The 22440-nt window shown below is 39.5% G+C and carries 26 protein-coding genes and 1 tRNA gene; 26 read left to right on the top strand and 1 reads right to left on the bottom strand.

The window, feature by feature from the left end; genetic code table 11:
• The 26 genes from CTER_RS20075 (at position 1) to CTER_RS19950 (ending at position 21530) form a co-directional block, all read left to right on the top strand.
• Positions 1-1305 carry a phage tail sheath family protein gene (locus CTER_RS20075; RefSeq protein ID WP_004628743.1) on the top strand — a complete coding sequence of 435 codons (1305 nt, stop codon included), beginning with the start codon at positions 1-3 and terminating at the stop codon, positions 1303-1305.
• 22 nt (positions 1306-1327) lie between these two features.
• Positions 1328-1798, top strand: a complete 471-nt coding sequence (locus tag CTER_RS20070) for a phage tail tube protein (protein ID WP_004628893.1) — start codon at positions 1328-1330, stop codon at positions 1796-1798.
• 19 nt (positions 1799-1817) lie between these two features.
• On the top strand, positions 1818-2246 hold the full coding sequence (locus CTER_RS20065) for a phage tail assembly chaperone (RefSeq protein ID WP_004628889.1): 429 nt from the start codon (positions 1818-1820) through the stop codon (positions 2244-2246).
• 244 nt (positions 2247-2490) lie between these two features.
• Positions 2491-4503, top strand: a complete 2013-nt coding sequence (locus CTER_RS20060; protein WP_004628746.1) for a tape measure protein — start codon at positions 2491-2493, stop codon at positions 4501-4503.
• Positions 4503-5144 (top strand): LysM peptidoglycan-binding domain-containing protein, encoded by a 642-nt coding sequence (locus CTER_RS20055; protein WP_004628936.1) that lies wholly within the window; start codon positions 4503-4505, stop codon positions 5142-5144. Before CTER_RS20060 ends, CTER_RS20055 begins: the two co-directional genes overlap by 1 nt.
• Positions 5137-6093 carry an XkdQ/YqbQ family protein gene (locus CTER_RS20050; RefSeq protein WP_004628729.1) on the top strand — a complete coding sequence of 319 codons (957 nt, stop codon included), beginning with the start codon at positions 5137-5139 and terminating at the stop codon, positions 6091-6093. The genes CTER_RS20055 and CTER_RS20050 overlap by 8 nt, the downstream gene beginning before the upstream one ends.
• A gap of 1 nt (position 6094) precedes the next feature.
• Positions 6095-6439, top strand: coding sequence for a DUF2577 domain-containing protein (locus tag CTER_RS20045; protein ID WP_242835032.1), 345 nt, complete (start codon positions 6095-6097; stop codon positions 6437-6439).
• A complete protein-coding gene (locus CTER_RS20040) occupies positions 6436-6837 on the top strand; it encodes a DUF2634 domain-containing protein (protein WP_004628869.1) in 402 nt (133 codons plus the stop codon). The genes CTER_RS20045 and CTER_RS20040 overlap by 4 nt, the downstream gene beginning before the upstream one ends.
• Positions 6837-7892: a baseplate J/gp47 family protein gene (locus tag CTER_RS20035; protein ID WP_004628845.1), complete on the top strand. Its 1056-nt coding sequence runs from the start codon at positions 6837-6839 to the stop codon at positions 7890-7892. Before CTER_RS20040 ends, CTER_RS20035 begins: the two co-directional genes overlap by 1 nt.
• Complete coding sequence (locus CTER_RS20030; RefSeq protein ID WP_004628842.1) at positions 7885-8433, top strand: putative phage tail protein; 549 nt, start codon at positions 7885-7887, stop codon at positions 8431-8433. Before CTER_RS20035 ends, CTER_RS20030 begins: the two co-directional genes overlap by 8 nt.
• On the top strand, positions 8434-10368 hold the full coding sequence (locus CTER_RS20025) for a hypothetical protein (protein WP_004628816.1): 1935 nt from the start codon (positions 8434-8436) through the stop codon (positions 10366-10368).
• Positions 10369-10395: 27 nt separating this feature from the next.
• Entirely contained in the window at positions 10396-10644 is a 249-nt protein-coding gene (locus CTER_RS20020) for a hypothetical protein (protein ID WP_004628902.1), read from the top strand.
• Positions 10645-10919: 275 nt separating this feature from the next.
• A complete protein-coding gene (locus CTER_RS20015; RefSeq protein ID WP_004628905.1) occupies positions 10920-11192 on the top strand; it encodes a CPCC family cysteine-rich protein in 273 nt (90 codons plus the stop codon).
• 328 nt (positions 11193-11520) lie between these two features.
• Positions 11521-11715, top strand: a complete 195-nt coding sequence (locus tag CTER_RS20010; RefSeq protein ID WP_040761742.1) for a hypothetical protein — start codon at positions 11521-11523, stop codon at positions 11713-11715.
• Positions 11716-11785: 70 nt separating this feature from the next.
• Positions 11786-12256: a phage holin family protein gene (locus CTER_RS20005; protein ID WP_004628833.1), complete on the top strand. Its 471-nt coding sequence runs from the start codon at positions 11786-11788 to the stop codon at positions 12254-12256.
• 268 nt (positions 12257-12524) lie between these two features.
• A complete protein-coding gene (locus CTER_RS20000) occupies positions 12525-12791 on the top strand; it encodes a hypothetical protein (protein ID WP_004628780.1) in 267 nt (88 codons plus the stop codon).
• 200 nt (positions 12792-12991) lie between these two features.
• Complete coding sequence (locus CTER_RS19995; protein ID WP_004628795.1) at positions 12992-14170, top strand: MalY/PatB family protein; 1179 nt, start codon at positions 12992-12994, stop codon at positions 14168-14170.
• 156 nt (positions 14171-14326) lie between these two features.
• Positions 14327-15256, top strand: a complete 930-nt coding sequence (locus CTER_RS19990; protein ID WP_004628790.1) for an ABC transporter ATP-binding protein — start codon at positions 14327-14329, stop codon at positions 15254-15256.
• A gap of 12 nt (positions 15257-15268) precedes the next feature.
• The gene (locus tag CTER_RS19985; RefSeq protein ID WP_004628900.1) at positions 15269-16402 is read left to right on the top strand and encodes an ABC transporter permease; all 1134 of its coding nucleotides are present in this window, start codon (positions 15269-15271) and stop codon (positions 16400-16402) included.
• Entirely contained in the window at positions 16389-17492 is a 1104-nt protein-coding gene (locus CTER_RS19980) for an ABC transporter permease (protein ID WP_004628818.1), read from the top strand. The genes CTER_RS19985 and CTER_RS19980 overlap by 14 nt, the downstream gene beginning before the upstream one ends.
• A gap of 66 nt (positions 17493-17558) precedes the next feature.
• Positions 17559-18638, top strand: a complete 1080-nt coding sequence (locus CTER_RS19975) for a sensor histidine kinase (protein ID WP_004628868.1) — start codon at positions 17559-17561, stop codon at positions 18636-18638.
• Entirely contained in the window at positions 18638-19261 is a 624-nt protein-coding gene (locus CTER_RS19970; RefSeq protein ID WP_004628909.1) for a response regulator transcription factor, read from the top strand. The genes CTER_RS19975 and CTER_RS19970 overlap by 1 nt, the downstream gene beginning before the upstream one ends.
• Before the next feature lie 163 nt (positions 19262-19424).
• Positions 19425-20192 (top strand): SDR family oxidoreductase, encoded by a 768-nt coding sequence (locus CTER_RS19965; RefSeq protein WP_004628871.1) that lies wholly within the window; start codon positions 19425-19427, stop codon positions 20190-20192.
• Positions 20193-20486: 294 nt separating this feature from the next.
• Positions 20487-20562, top strand: a tRNA-Met gene (locus CTER_RS19960).
• A 285-nt stretch (positions 20563-20847) separates the two neighbouring features.
• Entirely contained in the window at positions 20848-21192 is a 345-nt protein-coding gene (locus CTER_RS19955) for a type II toxin-antitoxin system RelE/ParE family toxin (RefSeq protein ID WP_004628853.1), read from the top strand.
• A gap of 23 nt (positions 21193-21215) precedes the next feature.
• Positions 21216-21530: a helix-turn-helix domain-containing protein gene (locus tag CTER_RS19950; protein WP_004628788.1), complete on the top strand. Its 315-nt coding sequence runs from the start codon at positions 21216-21218 to the stop codon at positions 21528-21530.
• A gap of 350 nt (positions 21531-21880) precedes the next feature.
• Here the strand turns inward: CTER_RS19950 and CTER_RS19945 are convergent, their stop codons facing one another.
• The gene (locus tag CTER_RS19945; protein WP_004628736.1) at positions 21881-22336 is read right to left on the bottom strand and encodes a CBO0543 family protein; all 456 of its coding nucleotides are present in this window, start codon (positions 22334-22336) and stop codon (positions 21881-21883) included.
• Positions 22337-22440: the final 104 nt, after the last annotated feature.

Raw genomic sequence — 22440 nt, 5'->3', positions numbered from 1 at the left:
ATGGCACTTGGAGGAGGAACATTTTTAACGCAGAACAAGGTTCTGCCGGGAAGCTACATTAATTTTGTAAGTGCTGCCAAAGCCACGGCAGCATTGAGTGAGAGAGGATACGCAGCCATGCCGCTGATTCTTGACTGGGGCGTTGAGGGCAGCGTATTCAAGGTTGAAGCCGCAGATTTTCAAAAAGAATCACTTAAGATCTTTGGCTACAGCTACACACATGAAAAATTAAAGGGTCTGAGAGATTTGTTCAAAAATATCAGAACGGGATATTTCTACAGACTGAATAACGGAGTTAAGGCTGCTTGTACATTCGCCACAGCTAAATATTCAGGTATAAGAGGAAATGACATCAAAATAGTTATTGCCAAAAATGTGGATAATGACAGTATGTACGATGTTCAGACACTGGTGGGAGCAACAAAAGTGGATTCACAGACTGTTTCGGCTATGACGGAATTAAAGTCCAATGACTTTGTAGATTTTATTTCTGAAGCTGATATTTCATTGACCAGCGGTACACCTTTAACAGGCGGCACCAACGGGGAAGCTGTTACAGGAGCTGAATACCAGACTTTCCTGGACAAAATCGAAGCCTATTCCTTTAATACTCTTGGCTGCCTGTCAACCTCAGCCGAAATAACCGGCTTGTTTGTCCAGTTTACAAAGAGGATGAGAAATGATGTGGGAGTGAAGTTCCAGACTGTTCTCTACAGGACGGCAGGAGATTTCGAAGGTGTCATCAACCTGCATAATGACGTGGAGGAGGATGTAAATCCTGCTTCGCTGGTTTACTGGGTAACCGGGGTTACAGCAGGGTGTACGGTGAACAGAAGCAATACCAACAAGGTATATGACGGAGAGTTTAAAGTAAATGTGGATTTCAAGCAAAGTGAGCTTGAGGCTGCTATTAATGGGGGTAAATTCATACTTCACAGGGTTGGTGACAATGTGCGTGTCCTGACCGATATTAACAGCTATACCTCGTTTACCGAAGAAAAAAATAGTGATTTCAGCCGCAATCAGACCGTCAGAGTTCTGGATCAGATTGCAAACGATATCGCTGTCCTTTTCAATACTAAATACTGCGGAAATGTGCCTAATGATGCGGCCGGAAGAATATCCCTGTGGAATGATATCGTCAGACATCATCAGGAGCTTGAGAAGATCAGGGCCATAGAAAGCTTTAAGCCCGAAGATGTTGTGATCTCCCAGGGGGATGATAAAAAAGCGGTAGTGATCCAGGATGCCGTAATAGTAACCAATGCAATGGAACAGCTCTATATGACTACGATTGTACAATAATTTCTAAAGGAGGATTAAAATTATGCAGACCATGAATGCAAAAGACGCCATAAGCGCGTCGCTGGCTGAATGCTTTATATCTATAGGTGATGAAAGATACAATTTTATGCAGGCAATAAATCTTGAGGCAAGTATTGAAAAAACCAAGAGCGAAGTGCCTATTCTCGGAAGAACGGGAAAGGGCAACAAGGCAACAGGCTGGAAAGGAACCGGCTCAGCCACCTTCCACTACAATACTTCTATTTTCAGAGAGTTGCTGGCCAACTACAAAAAAACCGGACAGGATGTATATTTTGATATCCAGGTAACCAATGAAGATCCCGGTTCAGGTGCGGGAAGACAGACGGTTATATTGAAAGACTGCAATATGGATGGCGGAATTCTCACTAAATTTGATGCAGACGCAGAGTATCTGGATGAGGATATGGATTTTACCTTTGAAGATTTTGAAATAAAGGAATCCTTTGATGTGCTTCCGGGAATGAAAAGATAATGCTTAAGGAGAGTAAACAATGAACAATCTCAGTGCTTTTTTAAAACAGAATGCTTTGGAAAATGAAAATGTTAAATTTGTTGCGTCAAAAAGATTTGTGGATGAGTCGGGAAAACCTGTTGAGTGGGAAATCTGCGGCATTACCTCCGAAGAGGATGAGGATATAAGAAAGGCATGCACACGAAAGGTGCAGGTCCCAGGGAAAAAAGGCCAATTTACGCCTGAAACCGATTATAATGCATATCTCGGCAAGCTTGCCGCCAGGTGCACCGTTTATCCAAATTTAAATAATGCCGAGCTTCAGAACAGCTACGGCTGCATGGGAGCCGATTCCCTGCTTAAAACCATGCTCAAACCCGGCGAATATGCCGAGTATCTTGCCAAGATACAGGAAGTGAACGGTTTTGACGTTACAATGGAAGAACTGGTGGACGAAGCAAAAAACTGATAAATGAAGGCGATAGCGACTCCAATATTGCATACTATTGTCTTCATAAATTTCATATGATGCCCGGTCAGTTTCTGAGCCTTCCAAGAGAAGAGCGGGCTTTTATTATTGCAGCCATACAGATCAAGCTGGAGAAGGACAGGAAGGAAATGAGCAGAAACAAGGCAAAACGGAAATGATAAACTTTTACAGGAGGCACTCGAAGGGGTGCCTCCTTAATGTATAAAGGTTGGTGAGAAAAAATATGGCAACAATTGCAAATGCCCTAAGTTTAACAAATGGATCTGCAAATGTGCTTAATTCAATAAATAAAACAATAAACAATACATTAAGTAAAACCATTAATAATACCATTAACAGTACTGTAAACAAAACGATAAATAGTGTGTCACAGCGTACCAAAAATCTGCACTTTGAGCTAAACCTGGGTATGAAACCTGATGGTGTAAAAGAGTTAACAAAAGAACTTTCAGGTGTTATTGAATCAATAAATACCGTTGTCGACGGCTTTAAAAAAATGCAGTCAGCCTCCGAAACAGCCATCAAAACTGCCGACAAAACCACGTCAGCCGCTGAGGTGAAAAACAAGCCGCGAGGCTTTTCAGAAAAGTTTGGTGGTTTTATGGAGAAGGCCAGAGGCGCGGTGTCGGACCTCTGGCCCTCAGTCCAGGCCGGTATGGAGAAGACGGATAAATATGCCCGTCAGAATTATCAATTGGAATCAATTGCACAAAACGGTGAGACATCCGATCAGCTTCGCCAAAGAGTATATTCGGCAGCCCAAGGCTCACGGAGCGGATTTGATGAAACACTTTCCACCGTTGCCAAACTGGCAAAAACCTCAAAGGATGATTTCAAAACCAATGACGAGGTTATTTATTTTACAGAACTTGTGAATAAGGCATTCAGTGGGTTGGGGGCCGAAGAGGCGGCCCAGAGTATAAATAAGGTTAGTGAAGCTATGGCAAAAGGTAAACTCCAGGGAGATGATCTTAATGCATTAATGGAACAATCTCCAATGCTTGCACAGGCTTTGACCAGATATACGGGGCAGTCCCAGGAACAGCTGGCAGCGGGATCCGGAATATCTGACGATGTTCTGAAAAACGCCATGTATAATTCGGCGGATGATATAAATAATAAGTTTCTGCAAATACCGGCAACGTTTGCTCAGATTGGAACATTAATAAATGATACACTGACCAAAGCATTCGGGCCTTTACTTGAGGCAGTGGCCAATGCCGCAACATGGATATATAATAACTGGTCGGTTATTGAACCGATTTTCTGGGGGATAGCGGGTGCCGTAGCCGCTGTGACAATTGCCCAGCTGGCAATGAACCTGGCTTTTTTGGCCTGTCCGTTGACCTGGATTATTTTGGCTATTGGAGCTGTTATTGCGCTGATTGCCTACTGGATTCAGTCTGTGGGAGGCATAAAGGTCGCCTGGCTGATGGTTGTCAATGCCCTTATAACAGCGTGGGACATTGTAAAAATAGCATTTTTTGCCGGAGTATACTGGGTAATAGATCTATGGAATAATATGATGCTGGGGATAAAATCGGCAAGTGTGGGTATACAGAACTTTTTCGGCGATATGAAGGTCGGAGTGCTTACAATACTTCAGGATATGGTAAATGGGAGTATTGATTTAATAAATTTATTAATAGGTGCACTTAATCATCTTCCAAAAGTGCATATTGATCCTCTGGAGAAAGTAACTTTCGGACAGGATGCCAGGGAAAAAAATGATGCCGAAAAAATGGCAAGAGAGGCAGAACTGGCCGATCAGAGAAGGAAGGTAGCTGAAACTGAACAGCAGCATCAAAAAGACATATTTGATAAGACCTTAAAAGCTGCTTCCGATAAACTTGAAAGAGAAAAGGAAATTGCAAGTCTCAGGGATGAAGCCGCAAAAAATGCAAAGGATAAAGATCCTGGTAAGAAATATACTGCAGCCGCATTCAGTGACGGCGGAACCACCAATGAAGCAAATGCCGCAAATCTGGCTGCTACCGCGGCAAACACCGGCTCAATGAAAAACTCCATGGATATAGCCGAAGAAAACCTGGTTTATATGAGAGACATTGCCGAACGGGAAGCAATAAACAAATTTACAACCTCTGAAATCAGCGTGAGTATGGGTGGAATAACCAATAACGTCAACTCTGATCTGGATTTGGATGGTGTGGTTTCCTATATGGAACAAAAAATCTATGAGACAATGACTGTAGCTGCAGAGGGGGTGCATTATTAATGGCGTACTCGATTTATATGGATGACATTTTGATGCCGGTTGCCCCGTCAAAGATTGAAATGAAGGTAAAAAATCAGAACAGCACGCTGAACCTCATTGACGGGAATGAGATTAATATTATAAAGCCTCCCGGACTCGCCGAATTCAGCTTTGAATTATTAATACCGCAGGTAAATTATCCTTTTGCTGTTTATGATAATAAAAAGGCCCCGTTTATTCTTAACTACAATGAGGATAATCCGGAAAAAATTATTAAGGCAAGTGTATATCTTGATTTGTTTGAAGACTTAAAAAAGAGGTCGGCCCCTTTCCATTTCAGGATTGACCGGTATACTCCCGACAATATTCATATGTTTGAAACGAAGGTTGATATGGATGTAACTCTGGAAGAATACAGCATAATTGAAGATGCGGCAAACGGTTTCGATTTGACAATACCTGTGCGGCTTAAGCAGTATAGACCGTATTCTGCCCAAAAGAAGGATGTGGTAACAGCGTATACGGTTAAACAAGGGGACACCCTGTGGGCAATATGCAAAAGGTTCCTGGGTGACGGCTCAAAATATGCTCAAATAGCCGAGTTAAATGATATTGAAAATGCAAATCTGATCAAAGTAGGGCAGGTGATAAAGCTTGCCTAAACTGATCATCCAGAATGGAAAAACACTTTATGCTCCCCTTGTAGAGGAAGGAATCACCTGGGAGACAGCAAGGAAGGGTGTTCCCGGAAAGCTTGAGTTTTCTGTTGTAAAAGATAATGTCATCAGCTTTCAGGAGGGCAACCTTGTGCTCATGCAGGTGGACGACAAGGATGTTTTTTATGGTTATGTTTTTACAAAAAGGAGAAACAAGGACGGAACCATCAAGGTCACAGCCTACGATCAGCTAAGGTATCTGAAAAACAAGGATACCTATAATTACGAAAATCTGACCGCAGGCGGACTTGTGAAAAAAATTGCAGAGGATTTCCGGCTGAAAACAGGAGTAATCGAAAATACGGCCTATGTAATAAAAAGCCGCCTTGAGGATAACAAGACCCTGTTTGATATGATTCAAACGGCTCTGGATCTGACACTTCAGAACACTAAAAAAATGTATGTCCTCTATGACGATTCTGGCAAATTGACACTGAGGAATATAGAAGCATTGAAGCTTCCGCTGTTCATTAACAAAAATACAGCAGAGGATTTCGACTACACCTCTTCAATCGACGGTGAAACCTATAACAAAATTAAACTGTCCTATAACAATGAAAAAGCAAATACCCGTGACATATACCTGGTTGAGGACAGCAACAGGGTCGGGGCCTGGGGTGTACTCCAATATTATGAATCGATAGACGAAAGAACCAATGGTAAAGCCAAAGCGGAAGCATTGCTTTCCCTCTATAACCAGAAAACACGAAATCTTTCTGTTTCAGGGGTTTTTGGAGATATACGCGTCAGAGGGGGCAGTATTATTGCCGTTGATCTGGCACTTGGGGACATAAACCTGAAAAGTTATATGATGGTTGAAGCGGTGAAACATACTTTCAACGGCAATCAGCACACTATGGACTTAACCTTGAGGGGAGGGGAATTCATTGCCTGATATGGTTGAACTTATTAAATCTGCCGCCATGGGAGCGGTAAATGATTCGAAGCCTATGTCCGTATTGTTCGGCAAGGTAGTGAGCACCTCACCTGTAAAAATATTTGTAGAGCAAAAGCTGACTTTAAATGAAGCGCAGCTGATTTTTACCAATAATGTTAGAGACTATGATCTGGAGATGACTGTTGAGCATTTTACCGAGGAAAGCAACTCTCACGTTCACCCATATAAGGGTAAAAAGAAATTCCGGGTTCACAATGGGCTGGCTGCCGGAGATGAAGTAATAATGCTCCAGATGCAGGGCGGTCAAAAATTTGTAGTATTGGATAAGGTGGTGAATACATGATTCCTTATATTGATGAGGATTTACAGCCTGATTTTGAATCGGTGCAACAGCCTGTAAGAACCTACAGAATGCACCTGGAGGAAAAAAGGATATCGGGGCTGCTGGACGGCAGCGAGGCAATGAGACAGGCCATATATAAGATTCTTAATACCGAGAGGTACGATTACCTGATATACAGCTGGAACTATGGCTCGGAAATGGTGGAATTAATGGGTCAGCCCGTTCCGTATGTCTATTCGGATATTAAAAGAAAAATAACCGACGCCCTGCTCAGGGACGACAGAATCACCGATGTAGGTGATTTTTCTTTTTCTCCTGGAAAAGGAAAGGTTTCAGTGAAATTCACTGTTGCAACAACCGAAGGTGATATGGAAATTGAGAAGGAGGTGAGAAACTGATGTATGAAAATTTAACGTATGAAATTATTTTGCAGCGCATGCTGGACCGTATACCAAATGGTATTGACAAGCGGGAAGGTTCGGTAATATTTGATGCGCTTGCACCTGCGGCAGCCGAACTTGTACAGATGTACATCGAAGCTGATGTTATACTGAACGAAGCATTTGCAGACACGGCTTCAAGAGAGTACCTGATAAAAAGAGCCGCCGAGAGGGGCATAACTCCCAAAGCAGCGTCATACGCCGTCGTCAAAGGTATATTCAACATGAATGTCCCTGTTGGTTCAAGATTTTCTTTAGGCAGCCTGAATTATAAGGTGATCGAAAAAATAGTTGAATCTCAGTTCAAACTTGAGTGTGAGACTGCGGGAACCGAGGGCAACAGGAATTTCGGAACTTTAATTCCCATTAATTATATTGACGGTTTGAGCTATGCCGAAGTGACTGAAATACTTATTCCAGGAGAAGATGAAGAGGAAACGGAACAACTCAGGGCAAGATATTTTGCCACACTTGATTCCCAGGCCTTTGGCGGAAATATAACCGATTATAAGGAAAAAGTCAATGAACTGCAGGGGGTGGGAGGAGTTAAAGTATATCCGGTATGGAACGGAGGAGGCACTGTTAAACTGGTTGTCATTAATTCAGAGTATAATAAGCCTTCAGAAGAGCTGATTTCAGATATTCAGACCAGGATCGATCCGGTCCAGAACAGGGGAAACGGCGCAGGGATAGCTCCCATCGGCCATATTGTAACAATAGAAGGTGTCGGAGTACAAACAGTAGATATTGAAACAAATATCAGTTACAATACCGGTTGGACCTGGGATGACCTTAAGGGATATGTGGAAAAAACAATCGACGAATACTTCAAAGAGCTCAGCAAAAGCTGGGCCGACAATGCAAATTTAATAGTCCGGATAAGTCAGCTGGAGACCAGGTTCCTTAATGTGGCGGGTGTTCTTGATATCTCAAACACAAAGATAAACGGTCTGGAACAGAATCTTGTATTGGATGAGAATTGCATTCCTGTGAGGGGTGATGTAATTGGATAGAGAAATAAATATATTGAACTATCTTCCGGATTTCCTAAAGGAGTTCAGAGAATTCAGAGAGCTTGCCGCTGCTGAAAATCCTGAACTCCGCTTAATTTGGGTGCTTCTGGATGAGGTGCTGAATGACCAGTTTGTAGCCGATGCTACAGAAAATGGCATCAAAAGGTGGGAAACCATTCTGAAGATATTCCCAAAGGGCTCTGACTCGTTGGAAGTCAGGAAGTTCAGAATACTTGCCAGACTCAATGAAAAGCTGCCATATACCAGGAGAACACTTGAAAGCCAGCTGGATGCCCTTTGCGGAGAGTCGGGCTATTCGGTGGAATTGAGGAATGATGAATACACTTTGGTGGTAAAAGTAGCACTGGCCGAAAAGGGTAAATTTGATGAGGTAAGCAGTTTACTGGAAAGAACAGTGCCCGCCAATATAATCATTGATTTAAGTCTGCTGTATAACACACATGCAGTACTTTCCTGGTATACAAATGAGCAATTGGCGGCATATACACATGAACAATTAAGAAGTGAGGTGCTAAATTAAATGGCGAAAAATACAAGCAATTATAATTTGAAGAAACCTTCCTCGGAGGATTTCTATAATGTTGAAGACCAAAACGGGAATATGGATATTATAGATCAACAACTGGAGAGATTGAATGAGGATAACCAAAATACTGATCTAAAGATTTCTTCTGTAAGTTCTAATTTAAGTTCGCATTTGTCGGATTATGTGAGGCAACCGGGGTATGCAATATCAACAGGAGTAGCTAACACATACCTTGCGACCTTAAATCCTGCTCCAGCAAACTATGTTGATGGTATGGGGATTGTGGTAAAAATCAATGTGGCTAATACTGGTGCATCAACATTAAATGTAAATGGGATAGGCGCAAAACCCATAATTGATTCAAAAGGATATCAAATTCAAGCAGGGAAACTCCTCTACGGAAGAATATATTCTTTAAAGTATGATGGAGCAAATTTTCAATTACAGGGTGAAGGAGGTGAGATACCTAAGTTATCAAATTTGATAGTCAATGGTGATATTAAGGATTCCTCTATGTGGACTGCTATATATGGTACATTATCTGCATCTAGTAATATATTGAATGTAACAGGAAACGGCACGAATAATTGGGTATATGCACATAATCCTGGTATTCTTATGTACCGAGGCGGTACGGGTAGAAAAATTTGGGTTAGTGTGAGGATAAGAGTAACTAATAGTGTATGTAATCAAATAGCATTATATGTTAGCAATGGTACCATTTCTCCTCAATTGCCCACCTTGACAAGTCCTATACAAAATGTTTGGTACCAAATGAGGGGCATTATTGACCTAACAATGGAAAATAATTTTAGACTATATACTCGCGCCGGATATCCTGATGCAGCCACTGCCAATGGTAAGATGATGCAAGTTAAAGATGTAATGATGTTTGATTTAACGGAATATTTTGGCACTGGTAATGAACCCACAGCAGAAGAAGTAGCAATAATGGTTGATAAAAAGGGAGTAAACTTATTTGATGGAGAGTTGAAGTTAGGTATTATTAATATTGCAAATGGTGTTCCAGGACCGGATGATACACGTATGCGTAGTAGGAATTTTATACCTGTAACTCCATCTACAAATTATGTAGCCTCTATTAATGGTGTAGCAGCCAATATGGCTTTTTTCTATTATGATCAAAATAAAACATTTATTTCTTATACTACAAATAGTCAGGGATTATTTTCAACACCCGCTAACACATACTTTCTTAAAATAAGAACAATTACAGCAGGAGATAATAATATATATGCTCATGTACAAGTAGAATTAGGATCAACTATAACTCCTTTTGAATATTATTTAAAATACGATTGGTGGGATAGTGATTTAAAATTATTAACCAGTGATGCTAATGCATGGTCAAGTGACATTCTAAACAATAAGATAGCTTATGTGAATGGATCAAGGTTAGTAGGAAGTATGATAAATAGAACAGTTGAAAACAATAATCAGCTGGCATTAGATCGATATGCTAATGGGTCTGGGAGGTTATCTCTACGCCCTCCAGGTGGTTACTATGATGGGTCAGCTACTTCGTGGGTGTATCAGGATGATGCAAATTTTATCCCTGCAAACATAGTAAGCGGTAAAAGTATATTTGGGCTTACAGGAACTTTTAGTGGTAAAAGATGGCAGTTTGGTACGATTGTAGCTGTAATTAGTCAGCCTTTTACATTAACGGGACTGCCATTTAAACCAAGTAAAGTATTTTTAGAATATAAAGAACCATATAAATCAGGATATGGTGTAGTTTCATCAACAGCAGATTTAGGTACTGGCAGCGGGGGTTTGTTTTACTATTTTTTGGGTTCTGGTGGTTTATCCAGCCAGATAAATGCAATGACAAATGATGGTTTTTATATATCGAGCGATTTTTTTAATGGAAATACAGGGAATTGGTATTATAGAGCCTATGAATAATTGATACTTTAAAAGAGGGGTGTTAACATGCAAACATTAGTAATTTATGATGAGACAGGCTTTATAATAAGCCAGATGCAAGGAAGTGACTTAAGGGAGTCTATAGGGGTTCCTTACATATTTATTGAAATACCGCAAAACAAAATACTTAAAAGTATTGACGTAAGCAAAACAGAACACAAGCCAGTTTTTGAGGATTTACCGAAGCCTGAAACTCAAAAGCTGCAGGAACTGATTGACCAGTTGATTATAGACAATCTTAATATGCAGCAGTAGATCGACCAGTTTATTTTAACAAGTAGAAAAATGTTTGAGCGCTTAAACTATTTATACTATGCCGGAAAGATTACAGCAGAGCAGCTAGAGGCAGCAGTATCAAAAGCTTGGATTACCACAGAACAAGAAATAGATATAATAGGATAGCGTAAAAAAGATATATATAACAATATTAAGAGGATAAATAATGCGGTAGTTGAAATCCGACTAGATTCTATATATAGTAATAACTATAATCATTTTGTTTAAATAATACATCTTCATGGAGGAATACTATGAAATATACTTGCCCTTGTTGTGGATACAAAACTTTAGATGATGAACATTTGTTTGATATATGTGATATTTGTTTTTGGGAGGATGACTGGGGTCAGTTTTTAGACCCAAGGAGTACTGGCGCAAATTATGTTACATTGATAGAGGGACAAAAAAATTATATAAAGTTTGGGGCATGTGAATACGAAATGATACCACATGTACGAAAACCAACTCATGATGATGTTAAGGATGAAAATTGGAAGCCAATAGATGTATACAATGCTGATTAAATAATTAATATTGTTACTTGCACATTCAGAAAAATGATGTGCTTTTTATGTTAGAAATAATCTAATAAGGCCAACATTGCGTTACATCAATTCATTCATCACCAACCAAGAAAAGGACTACCCTTCCCACGGGTAGTCCTTTTCTTGGTTTATGGGTTAACGCGAGCAGGAAACAATAAAGGTGGGAAATTCATCCCGAAGTGCCGGAAAAACCTAAAAACTAAAGACCAGAGCGTTAGGGAAGCTAAAAAGTTTAAATATATCCAACAGCACCGAACAGTATCAAGGGCATACAGATGCAAAAAACAACCATTTCAGCTGACAAAGTATGTCAGCGGTTTCATCGGAAGGCAGTCTGTTATGCAGGAAGTTCAGCATAGTGCCATTTGTCACAACACTTTCGTACAATTGCTGGTTTAAAAACAAGGCCTGTCCCGGTAGCAGATATAAAAGACTGTCGGCCATCAAGGAAGCATTTAAAATAGTTGTTGAAAAGGCCGACACCCATATGAATTCTGGCTGAAAAATAGGAAATGATCCGGGTTTTGAAGCCTTTATCATAGAAAAAGCAAAAAGTTAAGGAGGATAGTTTTATGGAGAATAATATAAATGCATTTAAAGTGTCACTGACGGCTGTATTTACGGCAATTACAGCCGGATTTGGCTGGTTCGGCTGGCTGGTTGTAATATTTATAGCCAGTATGACAGGTGATTTGCTGACAGGATTTATGGCAGCCTTTAAATGCGGCAACTGGGAATCCAAAATTGCAAGAGAAGGCTTGTGGCATAAGACAGGCTGTATTATTGCCATTCTGGTGACTGCAATATTCGATTCCATTTTAGGAATGATTATAAATAATATACCAAACGTGGATTTCCCTTTCAAGTATACGGTTATGCTGTGTCCTCTGACTATGACCTGGTACATACTTACAGAGCTTGGAAGTATAATCGAAAACGCTGGCAAAATGGGGGCACCTGTACCGGGTTTTGTAAAACAGGCATTGGCGCTGTTCAAGGGAGCTGTAGATTCGGCAGGGGATAAAGCCACTGGAGACAATTAACCTCTTTTATTGGCCTTATAGCGGTGGAGGCTTGTATAAATTGCCCCTTTTCAGCACAGGCGGGCAATGCTGTACCCGTTGTTATAACTGACTTATGGCTAAAATGAGATATAAATATAAGCTATACCGGCATAACATTTACTCTTGCAAACAGAATTTATTTTTTCATACAAGTATTGTAAAACTCACTCGAGAGTATTATACTTAAATAAGAACATATGTTCGATTTTAAAGATTAATTTTGTACTTATCGAGGAGGTAGTAATTAATGGGCAATCAGAAAAGCAGAGAGGCAATAGATGAGGTGGTTTACGGCAGAGTATCCAGTATATGCAATAAAGAATGCGTAAAGGACATTTATATAGATATTCAGAACAAGCTCATTGAAACAAGAAAGCTATTGGCCCACAATTTGCAGAATGATAAATTACAACTGCTGAGCAATTATGATAAGTTGAATAACGATATTTCCGAGCTGATTTATAGAGCTCTTTATATTGAGGGTTTGATTGACGGTATGGAGTTCAAAATTTAGTTAATTGGTCAATATCAAGATTGCTATCTTTATGTCATCCTTCATGTCATATAAATTGATGAAGCACTAATAGTATAGTAGAATATAAAGTAAATACCGAAAGGGATGCTGAAATTAAATATTTGTACTGGTTGGAAAAGTAAAGAAAAGGGTATTAAAAGTGTATTATTTATAAAATTATTAAGGGATGATTAGAGCATATGACATATGATTTCGATGAAATAATAGACAGAAGCGGGACTGGAGCCGAAAAATATACCGGGCTGGAAACTTTATACGGGAACCCGGATGCCATTCCTCTATGGGTTGCCGATATGGATTTCAAGGCTGCACAGCCAATATTGGATGCTATTAAAGAACGTGCTGAAAACGGTGTTTTCGGGTATACTGTCAAACCTGACGGATATGACGATGCGGTATGCTCCTTTCAGAAGAGGCGGAAAAACTGGGATATTGATAAACGGCTTATGAGCATGAGTTTAGGTGTAGTTCCGTCCATATGCATGATCGTCAGGGAACTGACCTGGCCCAGTGACAAGATAATCATACAGACACCTGTATACGGCCCTTTTTACAATGCGGTCAGGAATGCGCAGAGAGAACTTCTCGAGAGTCCTTTAAAGGAAACAGACGGACATTATTACATGGATTACGGGGATATAGAGGAAAAAGCCCGGCAAGGAGCCAAATACATTATATTATGCAGTCCTCACAATCCTGTAGGCCGGGTCTGGACAAGGGATGAACTGGTATCTTTGGGCAGGATATGTATAAAATACGGCATTAAAGTAATTGCCGATGAGATACATTCGGATCTGATTTTATGGGGAAATAAGCATACCCCGTTTTCAGCAATATCCGAAGAACTCAGAAAATTGACAATTACCTGCATAGCTGCAAGTAAAACCTTTAATTTGGCCGGCCTTCAGTCCTCAGTGGTAATTTTCCCCGATGTGGAGACCAAAGCAGCCTTTGACCGGGCCTGGGAAAGACTCCACATAGAATGCAATAATGTATTCAGTCTTGTGAGCACACAGGCAGCATACCAATATGGCGAAGAGTGGCTGGAGCAGCTTATTCCATACATAGAAGGAAATATAAACCTGGTTATGGATTATATGAGCAAAAATATACCATTAATAAAACCTATCTGTCCCGAAGGGACATACCTGATATGGCTTGACTGCAGGAAGTTGGGTATGACAGGAAACCAGCTGACTGACTTTATGGTGCACAAGGCCGGAATTGCAATGAGTGCCGGAACCTATTTCGGTAAAAATGGAGAGGGCTATGTGAGAATGAATGTGGCCTGCCCCAGAGCAACGGTTGAAAAAGCACTCAAGCAGCTCCAGACGGCGGTTGAGCAGCAAATCATATAACAGCGGATAAATGTACCGGTATAAAGTGACAATTGTCATTTTATATCGGTCTTTTTATCACTAAAAATACTGTCTGATAAAGTGTATACTTATACCATCAATTTGGATATTGGCATATGGTTCCACTGTTCATCACAATTGAGAGGGGATAAATATATGATAGTCGAGATAAAGGATGTTATAAAAAGATACGGAGACCGGATCGCCGTGGACAATATGAGTATGAATGTCCGGGAAGGGGAGATCCTGGGTTTGTTGGGACCAAACGGGGCCGGAAAAACCACACTTATTAATTCAATAATAGGTATAACAGGAATCAACTCAGGCGAAATAAAAATTTTTGATCAGGTTATGTCCCAGAACAATTATTATGTCAAGAAAAATATAGGTGTGGTTCCTCAGAACCTTGCTATTTATAATGAGTTTAAAGCTTATGAAAATGTGGAGTATTTCGGAAGACTCTACGGACTGAAGGGCCGGGAACTCAAGGACAGCATCAGGCAGGCATTGGATTTTACAGGCTTGTGGGAGAGAAAAAATGAGTATCCGAAGAAATTTTCGGGCGGAATGCAGAGGAGACTTAATATTGCATGCTCCATAGTGCACAGGCCAAAGCTGATAATAATGGATGAGCCCACCGTGGGGATTGATCCCCAATCCAGAAATCATATATTGGATTCCGTAGTAAAATTGAACGAAATGGGCTCGACAGTTATATACACCTCCCACTATATGGAGGAAGTAGAGGCTCTTTGCTCAAGGGTTGTGATAATTGATAACGGAAGACTAATTGCACAAGGCACCATAGAAGAATTGAAAGAATACATACAGGATGAACAGATTATTGATATTGTGCTGAAGAATTACAGCCATTCCATCACCGAAGCTGTTAAGGCTGTCTATGGTGTAAAGGAATGTCTGCTCCAGGAAGGCCGGATGAAGGTTATTCTGGACAAGAGCAGCAGCCTGGCAAGAATAATAAATTCCATCGTTGAAAATGGAGGAATCATCACAAAAATAAATATGGAGGATGCTTCACTTGAAGATGTATTCCTCGGACTTACCGGCAAAAAGCTGCGGGATTAGGAGGAGCATCCAATGAAAATATTATGGTCGGCATATTATGAATTCTTAAAACAAATAAGGGATATAAGGATACTGATAGCGCTGATAGTCTTTCCCATCAGTATTATCGTATTGCTGGGAACGGCATTTGATAACAAGCTTACTGAGGATTTCAAGGAAAAAGTTAAAACAGGTTATATAATCCTTGATAAAGGTCAGGTGGGCAAAGGTCTGGAACAAATGCTTGAAACAGATGAAATTAAAAAAATTATTCATGCTGTAAGTTATGTAAATGAAATAGATGCAATCAGTGCTATGAAAACCGGAAAGATTGATAATTATTTTGTTGTTGAGGAAAACAGCACAAAAGCCATAATGAACGGAAAGCCAGCGGCAATCAGGCTTGAGGGGCAAAAAAACATTGAGCTTGTGCAAACAGTACTAAATTCATATATATCAAAGAGTAATGCAATTGCAGTGGCATCAGGGATATCGGGGGATAGGATAAAGTTAGAAGATCACAGCGGTAACCCGAATTATTTTGAAAGAATTGTACCGGCTGCTGCAAAATTGCCAAGGGCAATTGATTATTACTCGGTTTTAACACTTTTGATGGTTGTGTCCGAAGGTGCCATCCTTGGAATATTTATTGTGAGTAAAAACCCGGAATCAAATATCCAGATAAGACTGTATTCGCTGCCCACCTCACAGTGGACAATTATATGCGGTAAAATACTGGGCTCCAGCATGTTCCTGTTCTTGTCCTGCATTGTTACCGTTGTATTTACAAAATTTGTGTACGGCGCAAACTGGGATGGAAATATTGCTTTAATAGGGGTGGCTCTTTTGATATTTTCCTTCCTCTGTATAGGGATGGGGGTAATGCTCCACTTGTTTATTAACAGCTTAGCGTCGGCGATGGGGCTTGCCTTGCTCTTAACAGTGGTAATGTCAAATGCCGGAGGAGGTATTACGCCGGCTACTGCGCTGCAAAGCCTTAATATCTTAAATCCCATTTATTATGCAAAGGTTTTTATATTCGGTATTCTGTACAATTATCCGGACAGGGTACTGCTGAGGTCGGCAGCAGGACTGCTTGCCATTACAGCAGCAGTATATGCGGCAGCATTCCTAAAGCTCAGGAGGGTCAACTATGATAATATATAGCACATCGCTCAAAAGAATATTTAAAAATAAAATCAGATTTACACTTATGATTTTATGCCCGCTTATTTTTATAGTTATGTTTACATTAAATGACCACAGGGCGGCTACTGTGGGTATAGTTGACAATGACGGAACAGCTGCTTCCAAAGCTGTATATCGTCTGCTTGAAAATACCGGCGGTATCAAGCTTTTGAAATTGAACGAAGATCAGATATATGATATGACTGCAAGTTATATGGTAGACTATTCAATAATTATAGATCCGGGCTTTGAAGAGGACTTTTTGAACGGCATTGATCCCAAGCTCAGGGAATATTACGTGGAAGACAGACAAAAATTATATTTTATTAAAAATTCAATCAATACCGAAATAGAAAATTATAAATTAATTGCAAATGCTTCAAGCTACAATAAACACAGATTTGAGAATGCTTTGAGCAATTACGGTGAATCCAAACTTACCGTCACCACAAATCTCGATATTTTAAATAAAACAGAAAAGACCAGAGCAGGTTTCGGATTTTTAATTCAATTCATGATGTATATGACTGTTATAACTACGGGGCTCATCCTGGAGGATAAAGCGAACGGCACTTTTTACAGAACTTTTTATTGCCCTGTCAGTATTAAGAGATATATGGCCGAAAATCTGGCGGCATTTTTCACGACAGCATTAATACAAGCCATGGCAATTATCTCGGCACTTGTACTGATTTTCAAAATGTATATGGGAAGTATGCCCCTGGCTGTTATAGGGTTGTTCATTATATTTTCGTTTGTTTGCATCACTATGGGGTTATTTGTAATTTCCGTTCTGAAAAAGCCACTTCAGGCATATGTTGTGATCGCAGTTGTCACAACGCCTTTGATAATGCTGGGGGGATGCTACTGGAGGTTTGATATGATGCCTGATACAATAAACAAGGTCGGAAGATTCATTCCGGTGTCATGGGTCATGAGAACGGTAGATGCTGCTCTGGACGGGACGCTCACAGTCAATGGCCTGATTACGAATTATGGGATACTGCTGCTGTTTGCTGCAATATTTCTTATTGCCGGACTGGCAAAAAAAGTTGATATTTCTAAGTAATTATATTACTATAAAAATGTATTTAAACTGCTTGTATACGCTGAATTCTAAAGAATGGCGGTTTTTATGAAATACGTTTACGGGATTCTTTTATTTGTATGGACTGCTGTTGAGGTGGTAAAAAACACCGAAATCAATGATCCGACAAGCACAGGGTTTATTTTGACAGCTTTGTGCCTTTTTGCAATAAAGGAAAAGTATCTGGACAGGGAATTGTATTCGTGCATCTATGGGGCGGTAATCGTCGCACTCTCTTATAATAATCACTATCTGCTTTTATTGCTGGGAATAGTATTTGTGGATCTCGCATATTTTAAAAGATATTATATGCTGGGAATAGCTGCTTTTATTGCATTTATACTATTAAACAGAATGGGAGTTGTTCAGTTTAGCTTTCACCTTGCAGCAGGCGTTTTGTGGGGTTATACCTTAAGGAAAAGCGACGATAAGGAAAAGACGCACCTGGCACTTCTGGATAATGAAAGAGCCCTGAGATACCAGCTTGAGAAAACAAAGTCGGAGCTGGTCACACTTCAAAACGAAATTGAACGGACTGCAGAAATCAGGGAGAGGGACAGAATAGCGAAAGAAATCCATGACAATGTGGGGCACAGCATTGCCGGCGTGCTTTTTCAATTAAGAGCCGCTGAAAGAATAGTTCTAAGTGACAGCCGCAAGGTAGAGGGAATACTGAAGCTTTGTGCGGAAAAACTTGTAGATGCTCTTGAGACAACAAGAAATACCGTTTACAATATTAAAAGCAGCCGGGCTATTGGAATTGAAAGCATTCATGAGATTATAAAAGATTTTAATTTCTGTAAAATTGATTTTTCCCACAACGGTGATTTTGACAAGATTTCAACTGCCAATTTAAAGGTTATGGAGGCGACGACAAAAGAGCTTCTTACAAACGCAAGCAAGCATTCCGAAGCCAGTGAGATAAAACTTCACATAGAAATAAAAATTAAGCATATCAGGTGTCTGTACAGGGACAATGGAAAGGGCTGCAATAAAATAATTGAAAGTGTGGGGCTGGCAGGAATAAGAGACCGGATAAAAAATCTTGGAGGGACTTATTCCGTGGACGGGAGTAATGGGTTTACCGTTGTTTATACTCTCCCGAATATTAAGGAGGCAGAGGCCTGATGAAAGTATTGATCGCAGACGATGATGCACTTATTAGAGACGGGCTTAAAATGATTCTTGAGCTTGAGAAAGATATGGAGGTAGTGGGAACTGCTGCGAACGGGCAGGACTGTATTGGGTTATGTCTTGAGAAATCGCCCGACCTGGTGCTCATGGATATAAGGATGCCTGTTATGGACGGCGTACAGGCAACTAAACTTATAAAAGAGCAGTTTAATAATATAAAAATACTGTTTTTGACAACCTTTAAAGATACTGAGTATATTATAAGCGGAATAAAATACGGTGCCGAAGGATATGTTCTTAAGAGCAGCTCCCCTGAGGTCATTATTGACAGCCTGCGGATGATAAAGCGGGGGAATGTGGTATACGGCAAGGATATCGCAGCCATGCTGTCGGATATGGTGCAGAATAACAGGACTATCACACCGGAAGAGGTTGGTATAACCCAGAAAGAGTTTGAAATTATGAGATGCATATGTGACGGGTTATCCAACAAGGAAATAGCAGATAAACTATACATGGGTGAGGGAACAGTCAGGAATTATATCTCAAATATACTTGAAAAGCTTCAGCTAAGGGATAGAACCCAATTGGCTGTTTTTTACATGAAAAATTTCTAATATTTCACACCGCGGATGGGAAAATTTCATTATGTAAATTAAGATTATTTACTTATAGGAGCTGTATTAATTGATAGACAAAAGATTGACAAAAATATAACAAAGTACTATAATAAATAATATAAAATGTATATATAATAAGAGTAGATTTGGAGGTAAACTTATGAAAAATTTATTTGATTTAAAAGGAAAAGTAGCTATCGTTACAGGAGCCTCCTCCGGTCTCGGAGTACAATTTGCAAAGGCATTGGCAAACCAGGGTGCAGACATTGCAATTGTCGCAAGAAGGCTTGACAGACTTGAGCAGGTAAAGAAGGAAATTGAGGCAATGGATGTCCGCTGCATCGCCATAAAATGTGACATGTTAAACAGTAATGAAATAACATCAATGGTTTCGGAGGTTAAAGCTCACTTCGGCAGAATTGATATATTAGTTAACAATGCCGGCGTAGGCACAGGGATACCGGCAGATACCCAGACAGATGACGAATGGCGTTCCACGCTTGCAGTCAACTGCGATGCTGTTTATTATGTTGCCAGAGAAGTGGGCAAAGTGATGATTGAGCAGAAATACGGAAGAATCATCAATATCGGCTCCATCCATTCAACTGTTGCAATGGCAGGCTCACCGATTTCCGCGTACTGTGCTTCAAAAGGTGCTTTGCTCATGCTGACAAAGGCATTGGCCAATGAATGGGCTAAACATAATATTACGGTTAACACACTTGGTCCTGCTTATTTCCCAAGTGAAATGACCAGTGATGTCATGGCAAGCGAAGGCTTCATGCAGGCCGTCCAGGCATATTGTCCAATGGGCAGACCTGGAAGGGACGGCGAGCTGGACGGAGCAATTGTTTATTTTGCCTCGGATGCGGCAAGCTACACAACAGGACAATATCTTGCAGTTGACGGTGGATGGACTGCAATCTAAGAGTTTTAAAGTATTGAATATGTATATATACAAAGCAATAGATGTCTTTCTTCAATTGGTAGATGCCATCTGTTGCTTTGTTATTATTTCGTTATCTTTGATATTTCGTGGCATCTTTTATTTGACGAAGCAGAGTATCCATTTTAACTTATATCTCTACATTCTTATTTGAAATATCATTGTCGAGACAATATTTGTTTTGGTAAAAAATTCTTCTTGCATTCCCTGAAACACTGTGCTATACTATTCCTTGTCGCTAAGGGAACGGTGTTCTCAAAGCCAAAATTTATATATCGCGGGATGGAGCAGTTGGTAGCTCGTCGGGCTCATAACCCGAAGGTCATAGGTTCAAGTCCTATTCCCGCAACCATGAAAATCAAGGCTTTCAGGATTAACCTGAGAGCTTTGATTTTATTTACACCATTTTTACACCAATTGAGATAATCAAAGTCAGTTAGTCGAAAATTCAGTACGAATGAGATTAAAAAATATCAAAATAGTATACGAAGTGTTCTTCGATTTTATTACTTTCTTCAGGTTTACGCTCAAATAATTAAATATTAAATACTCGTTGCATTTACATCAAATTTGATGTAAACTATAATTGTGGATACATCATATTTGGTGTATAAACATTCGACATAGGAGAAATAATATGAATGTATACCACTATGAAACAAGTGGAGGCAAGGATTTAATACTTGAATATATTGATGAACTTCCGAAAAAAGAAAGAGCAGAAGGTCTGACAATTCTTGGGAAACTTGAAGAAGAAGGTATTGAAGCACTGGAGGTACTAAAGACCCGGCAACTTAAGGGCAGACTCTGGGAAATCAAGTTTTATGACAATAGGATTATGTATATTGTAGCTGATGGAGAAAATATGTATCTAATTCACGCTTGTAAGAAGCAAAAAAATAAAGCAGAAAAGTTTGAATTGAATAAGGCGATAAAAAGAGTTAAGGAACTTGAAGCTGAGCTTGGTAAAAGATTTATTTGATGAGTGATAAGAGGTGAATAGATATGTCATTTAAGAAGGTTAATGAGAAATTAGAAATAAACAAGAGATTAAAAAATGATACTGAGCTTAAGAAGGCATATGATGAAGCACAACGTGAATATGAAATTGTTAAGCAGCTTGTTAAAATGAGAAATGAAATGGGTTTATCCCAGAGCGATGTTGCAAAAAAGTCGGGGCTGACACAGCAGATGGTTTCCCGGATTGAAACTGTAGATAATTCACCTACGCTTAAAAACTTTATTAAATATATCGATAGTGTTGGTTTAGAAATCAAAATTGTGAAGAAGACAGAGGGTATGGAATATAGTAAGGTGTAACTATATTAACTGTAACCTGTAAATCAAACAGTAAAACCTCAGATACTTGTAGCTAGTATGTTAGTGAGCTTTCATGGTTTACACCAATATACAATTTATACACCAATAGAGACGTTAAAACATGATATTTAATGATATGGAACAACATAAACAAGTAGAAGCATTTGGATATTTTCATGGCCGAGTATAGCCGCAACATCCTCCAAATTCATACTCATGGCAATATTTAAAGGTACCGTTGATGTTGCAGGTGAGAAGTCAACAGAAAGCAATTAAAATAAAAAAGCCTTCAAAGTGAAGAAGATATACTCCCCTTGGAGGCTTTTTTATAAGTACTAAAGCAATAGAAATTACTTTAGCCGTTTTTTTAAACTTTCAAAATAAATACACTCTATAATAAAGCATAAAATGTAACCTATTAAAGAATATGGGAAAGGTCTCCAACCACGATAGATTACTATATTTGCAGGTTTTAAAATAAATAGCTCCAGAGCTGTGAGTAAAACCGGCCAAATTAAAATATAAAGCACAATATTTCTAAGTGATTTAGGGACAAATTTTATAAATATAATACCCAGAGATGGAGCTATAATAAAATTTGCCCAAAAACTATACCAGCCTCTGTAATCAGCATTTACATAATGATATAAGTTAAGTTGTTTACAAAATATCATATCCAGTGACATGGTTATTGCAATTATCATTATAATTATTTGGAAATCAATGAATGTAAATTTTTTTCGGGTGGATAATAATGCCAAGGAGACCGTGATAACTAAGAAAATCCAAAATTGCAATTGAAACATGGTTGAACCCCCTATTAATATTATACGAATTAACTTATGTATTTTTGAAATTCTATAGCTGTATTAATTACTTTAGGTAAGAGGAATATCGTGATTGAACAGTA

Source organism: Ruminiclostridium cellobioparum subsp. termitidis CT1112 (assembly GCF_000350485.1).
GTDB lineage: Bacteria > Bacillota > Clostridia > Acetivibrionales > DSM-1351 > Ruminiclostridium > Ruminiclostridium termitidis.
The sequence above is the reverse complement of the archived record's forward strand: the minus strand, read 5'-3'. Positions and strand labels throughout refer to the sequence as shown.

Excerpts from the sequence above, each read along its gene's own strand:
- CTER_RS20075 (WP_004628743.1), top strand. The coding sequence starts at position 1 with ATGGCACTTGGAGGAGGAACATTTTTAACGCAGAACAAGGTTCTGCCG.
- CTER_RS20070 (WP_004628893.1), top strand. The coding sequence starts at position 1,328 with ATGCAGACCATGAATGCAAAAGACGCCATAAGCGCGTCGCTGGCTGAA.
- CTER_RS20065 (WP_004628889.1), top strand. The coding sequence starts at position 1,818 with ATGAACAATCTCAGTGCTTTTTTAAAACAGAATGCTTTGGAAAATGAA.
- CTER_RS20060 (WP_004628746.1), top strand. The coding sequence starts at position 2,491 with ATGGCAACAATTGCAAATGCCCTAAGTTTAACAAATGGATCTGCAAAT.
- CTER_RS20055 (WP_004628936.1), top strand. The coding sequence starts at position 4,503 with ATGGCGTACTCGATTTATATGGATGACATTTTGATGCCGGTTGCCCCG.
- CTER_RS20045 (WP_242835032.1), top strand. The coding sequence starts at position 6,095 with ATGGTTGAACTTATTAAATCTGCCGCCATGGGAGCGGTAAATGATTCG.
- CTER_RS20040 (WP_004628869.1), top strand. The coding sequence starts at position 6,436 with ATGATTCCTTATATTGATGAGGATTTACAGCCTGATTTTGAATCGGTG.
- CTER_RS20035 (WP_004628845.1), top strand. The coding sequence starts at position 6,837 with ATGTATGAAAATTTAACGTATGAAATTATTTTGCAGCGCATGCTGGAC.
- CTER_RS20025 (WP_004628816.1), top strand. The coding sequence starts at position 8,434 with ATGGCGAAAAATACAAGCAATTATAATTTGAAGAAACCTTCCTCGGAG.
- CTER_RS20020 (WP_004628902.1), top strand. The coding sequence starts at position 10,396 with ATGCAAACATTAGTAATTTATGATGAGACAGGCTTTATAATAAGCCAG.
- CTER_RS20015 (WP_004628905.1), top strand. The coding sequence starts at position 10,920 with ATGAAATATACTTGCCCTTGTTGTGGATACAAAACTTTAGATGATGAA.
- CTER_RS20010 (WP_040761742.1), top strand. The coding sequence starts at position 11,521 with ATGTCAGCGGTTTCATCGGAAGGCAGTCTGTTATGCAGGAAGTTCAGC.
- CTER_RS20005 (WP_004628833.1), top strand. The coding sequence starts at position 11,786 with ATGGAGAATAATATAAATGCATTTAAAGTGTCACTGACGGCTGTATTT.
- CTER_RS20000 (WP_004628780.1), top strand. The coding sequence starts at position 12,525 with ATGGGCAATCAGAAAAGCAGAGAGGCAATAGATGAGGTGGTTTACGGC.
- CTER_RS19995 (WP_004628795.1), top strand. The coding sequence starts at position 12,992 with ATGACATATGATTTCGATGAAATAATAGACAGAAGCGGGACTGGAGCC.
- CTER_RS19990 (WP_004628790.1), top strand. The coding sequence starts at position 14,327 with ATGATAGTCGAGATAAAGGATGTTATAAAAAGATACGGAGACCGGATC.
- CTER_RS19985 (WP_004628900.1), top strand. The coding sequence starts at position 15,269 with ATGAAAATATTATGGTCGGCATATTATGAATTCTTAAAACAAATAAGG.
- CTER_RS19980 (WP_004628818.1), top strand. The coding sequence starts at position 16,389 with ATGATAATATATAGCACATCGCTCAAAAGAATATTTAAAAATAAAATC.
- CTER_RS19975 (WP_004628868.1), top strand. The coding sequence starts at position 17,559 with ATGAAATACGTTTACGGGATTCTTTTATTTGTATGGACTGCTGTTGAG.
- CTER_RS19970 (WP_004628909.1), top strand. The coding sequence starts at position 18,638 with ATGAAAGTATTGATCGCAGACGATGATGCACTTATTAGAGACGGGCTT.
- CTER_RS19965 (WP_004628871.1), top strand. The coding sequence starts at position 19,425 with ATGAAAAATTTATTTGATTTAAAAGGAAAAGTAGCTATCGTTACAGGA.
- CTER_RS19955 (WP_004628853.1), top strand. The coding sequence starts at position 20,848 with ATGAATGTATACCACTATGAAACAAGTGGAGGCAAGGATTTAATACTT.
- CTER_RS19950 (WP_004628788.1), top strand. The coding sequence starts at position 21,216 with ATGTCATTTAAGAAGGTTAATGAGAAATTAGAAATAAACAAGAGATTA.
- CTER_RS19945 (WP_004628736.1), bottom strand. The coding sequence starts at position 22,336 with ATGTTTCAATTGCAATTTTGGATTTTCTTAGTTATCACGGTCTCCTTG.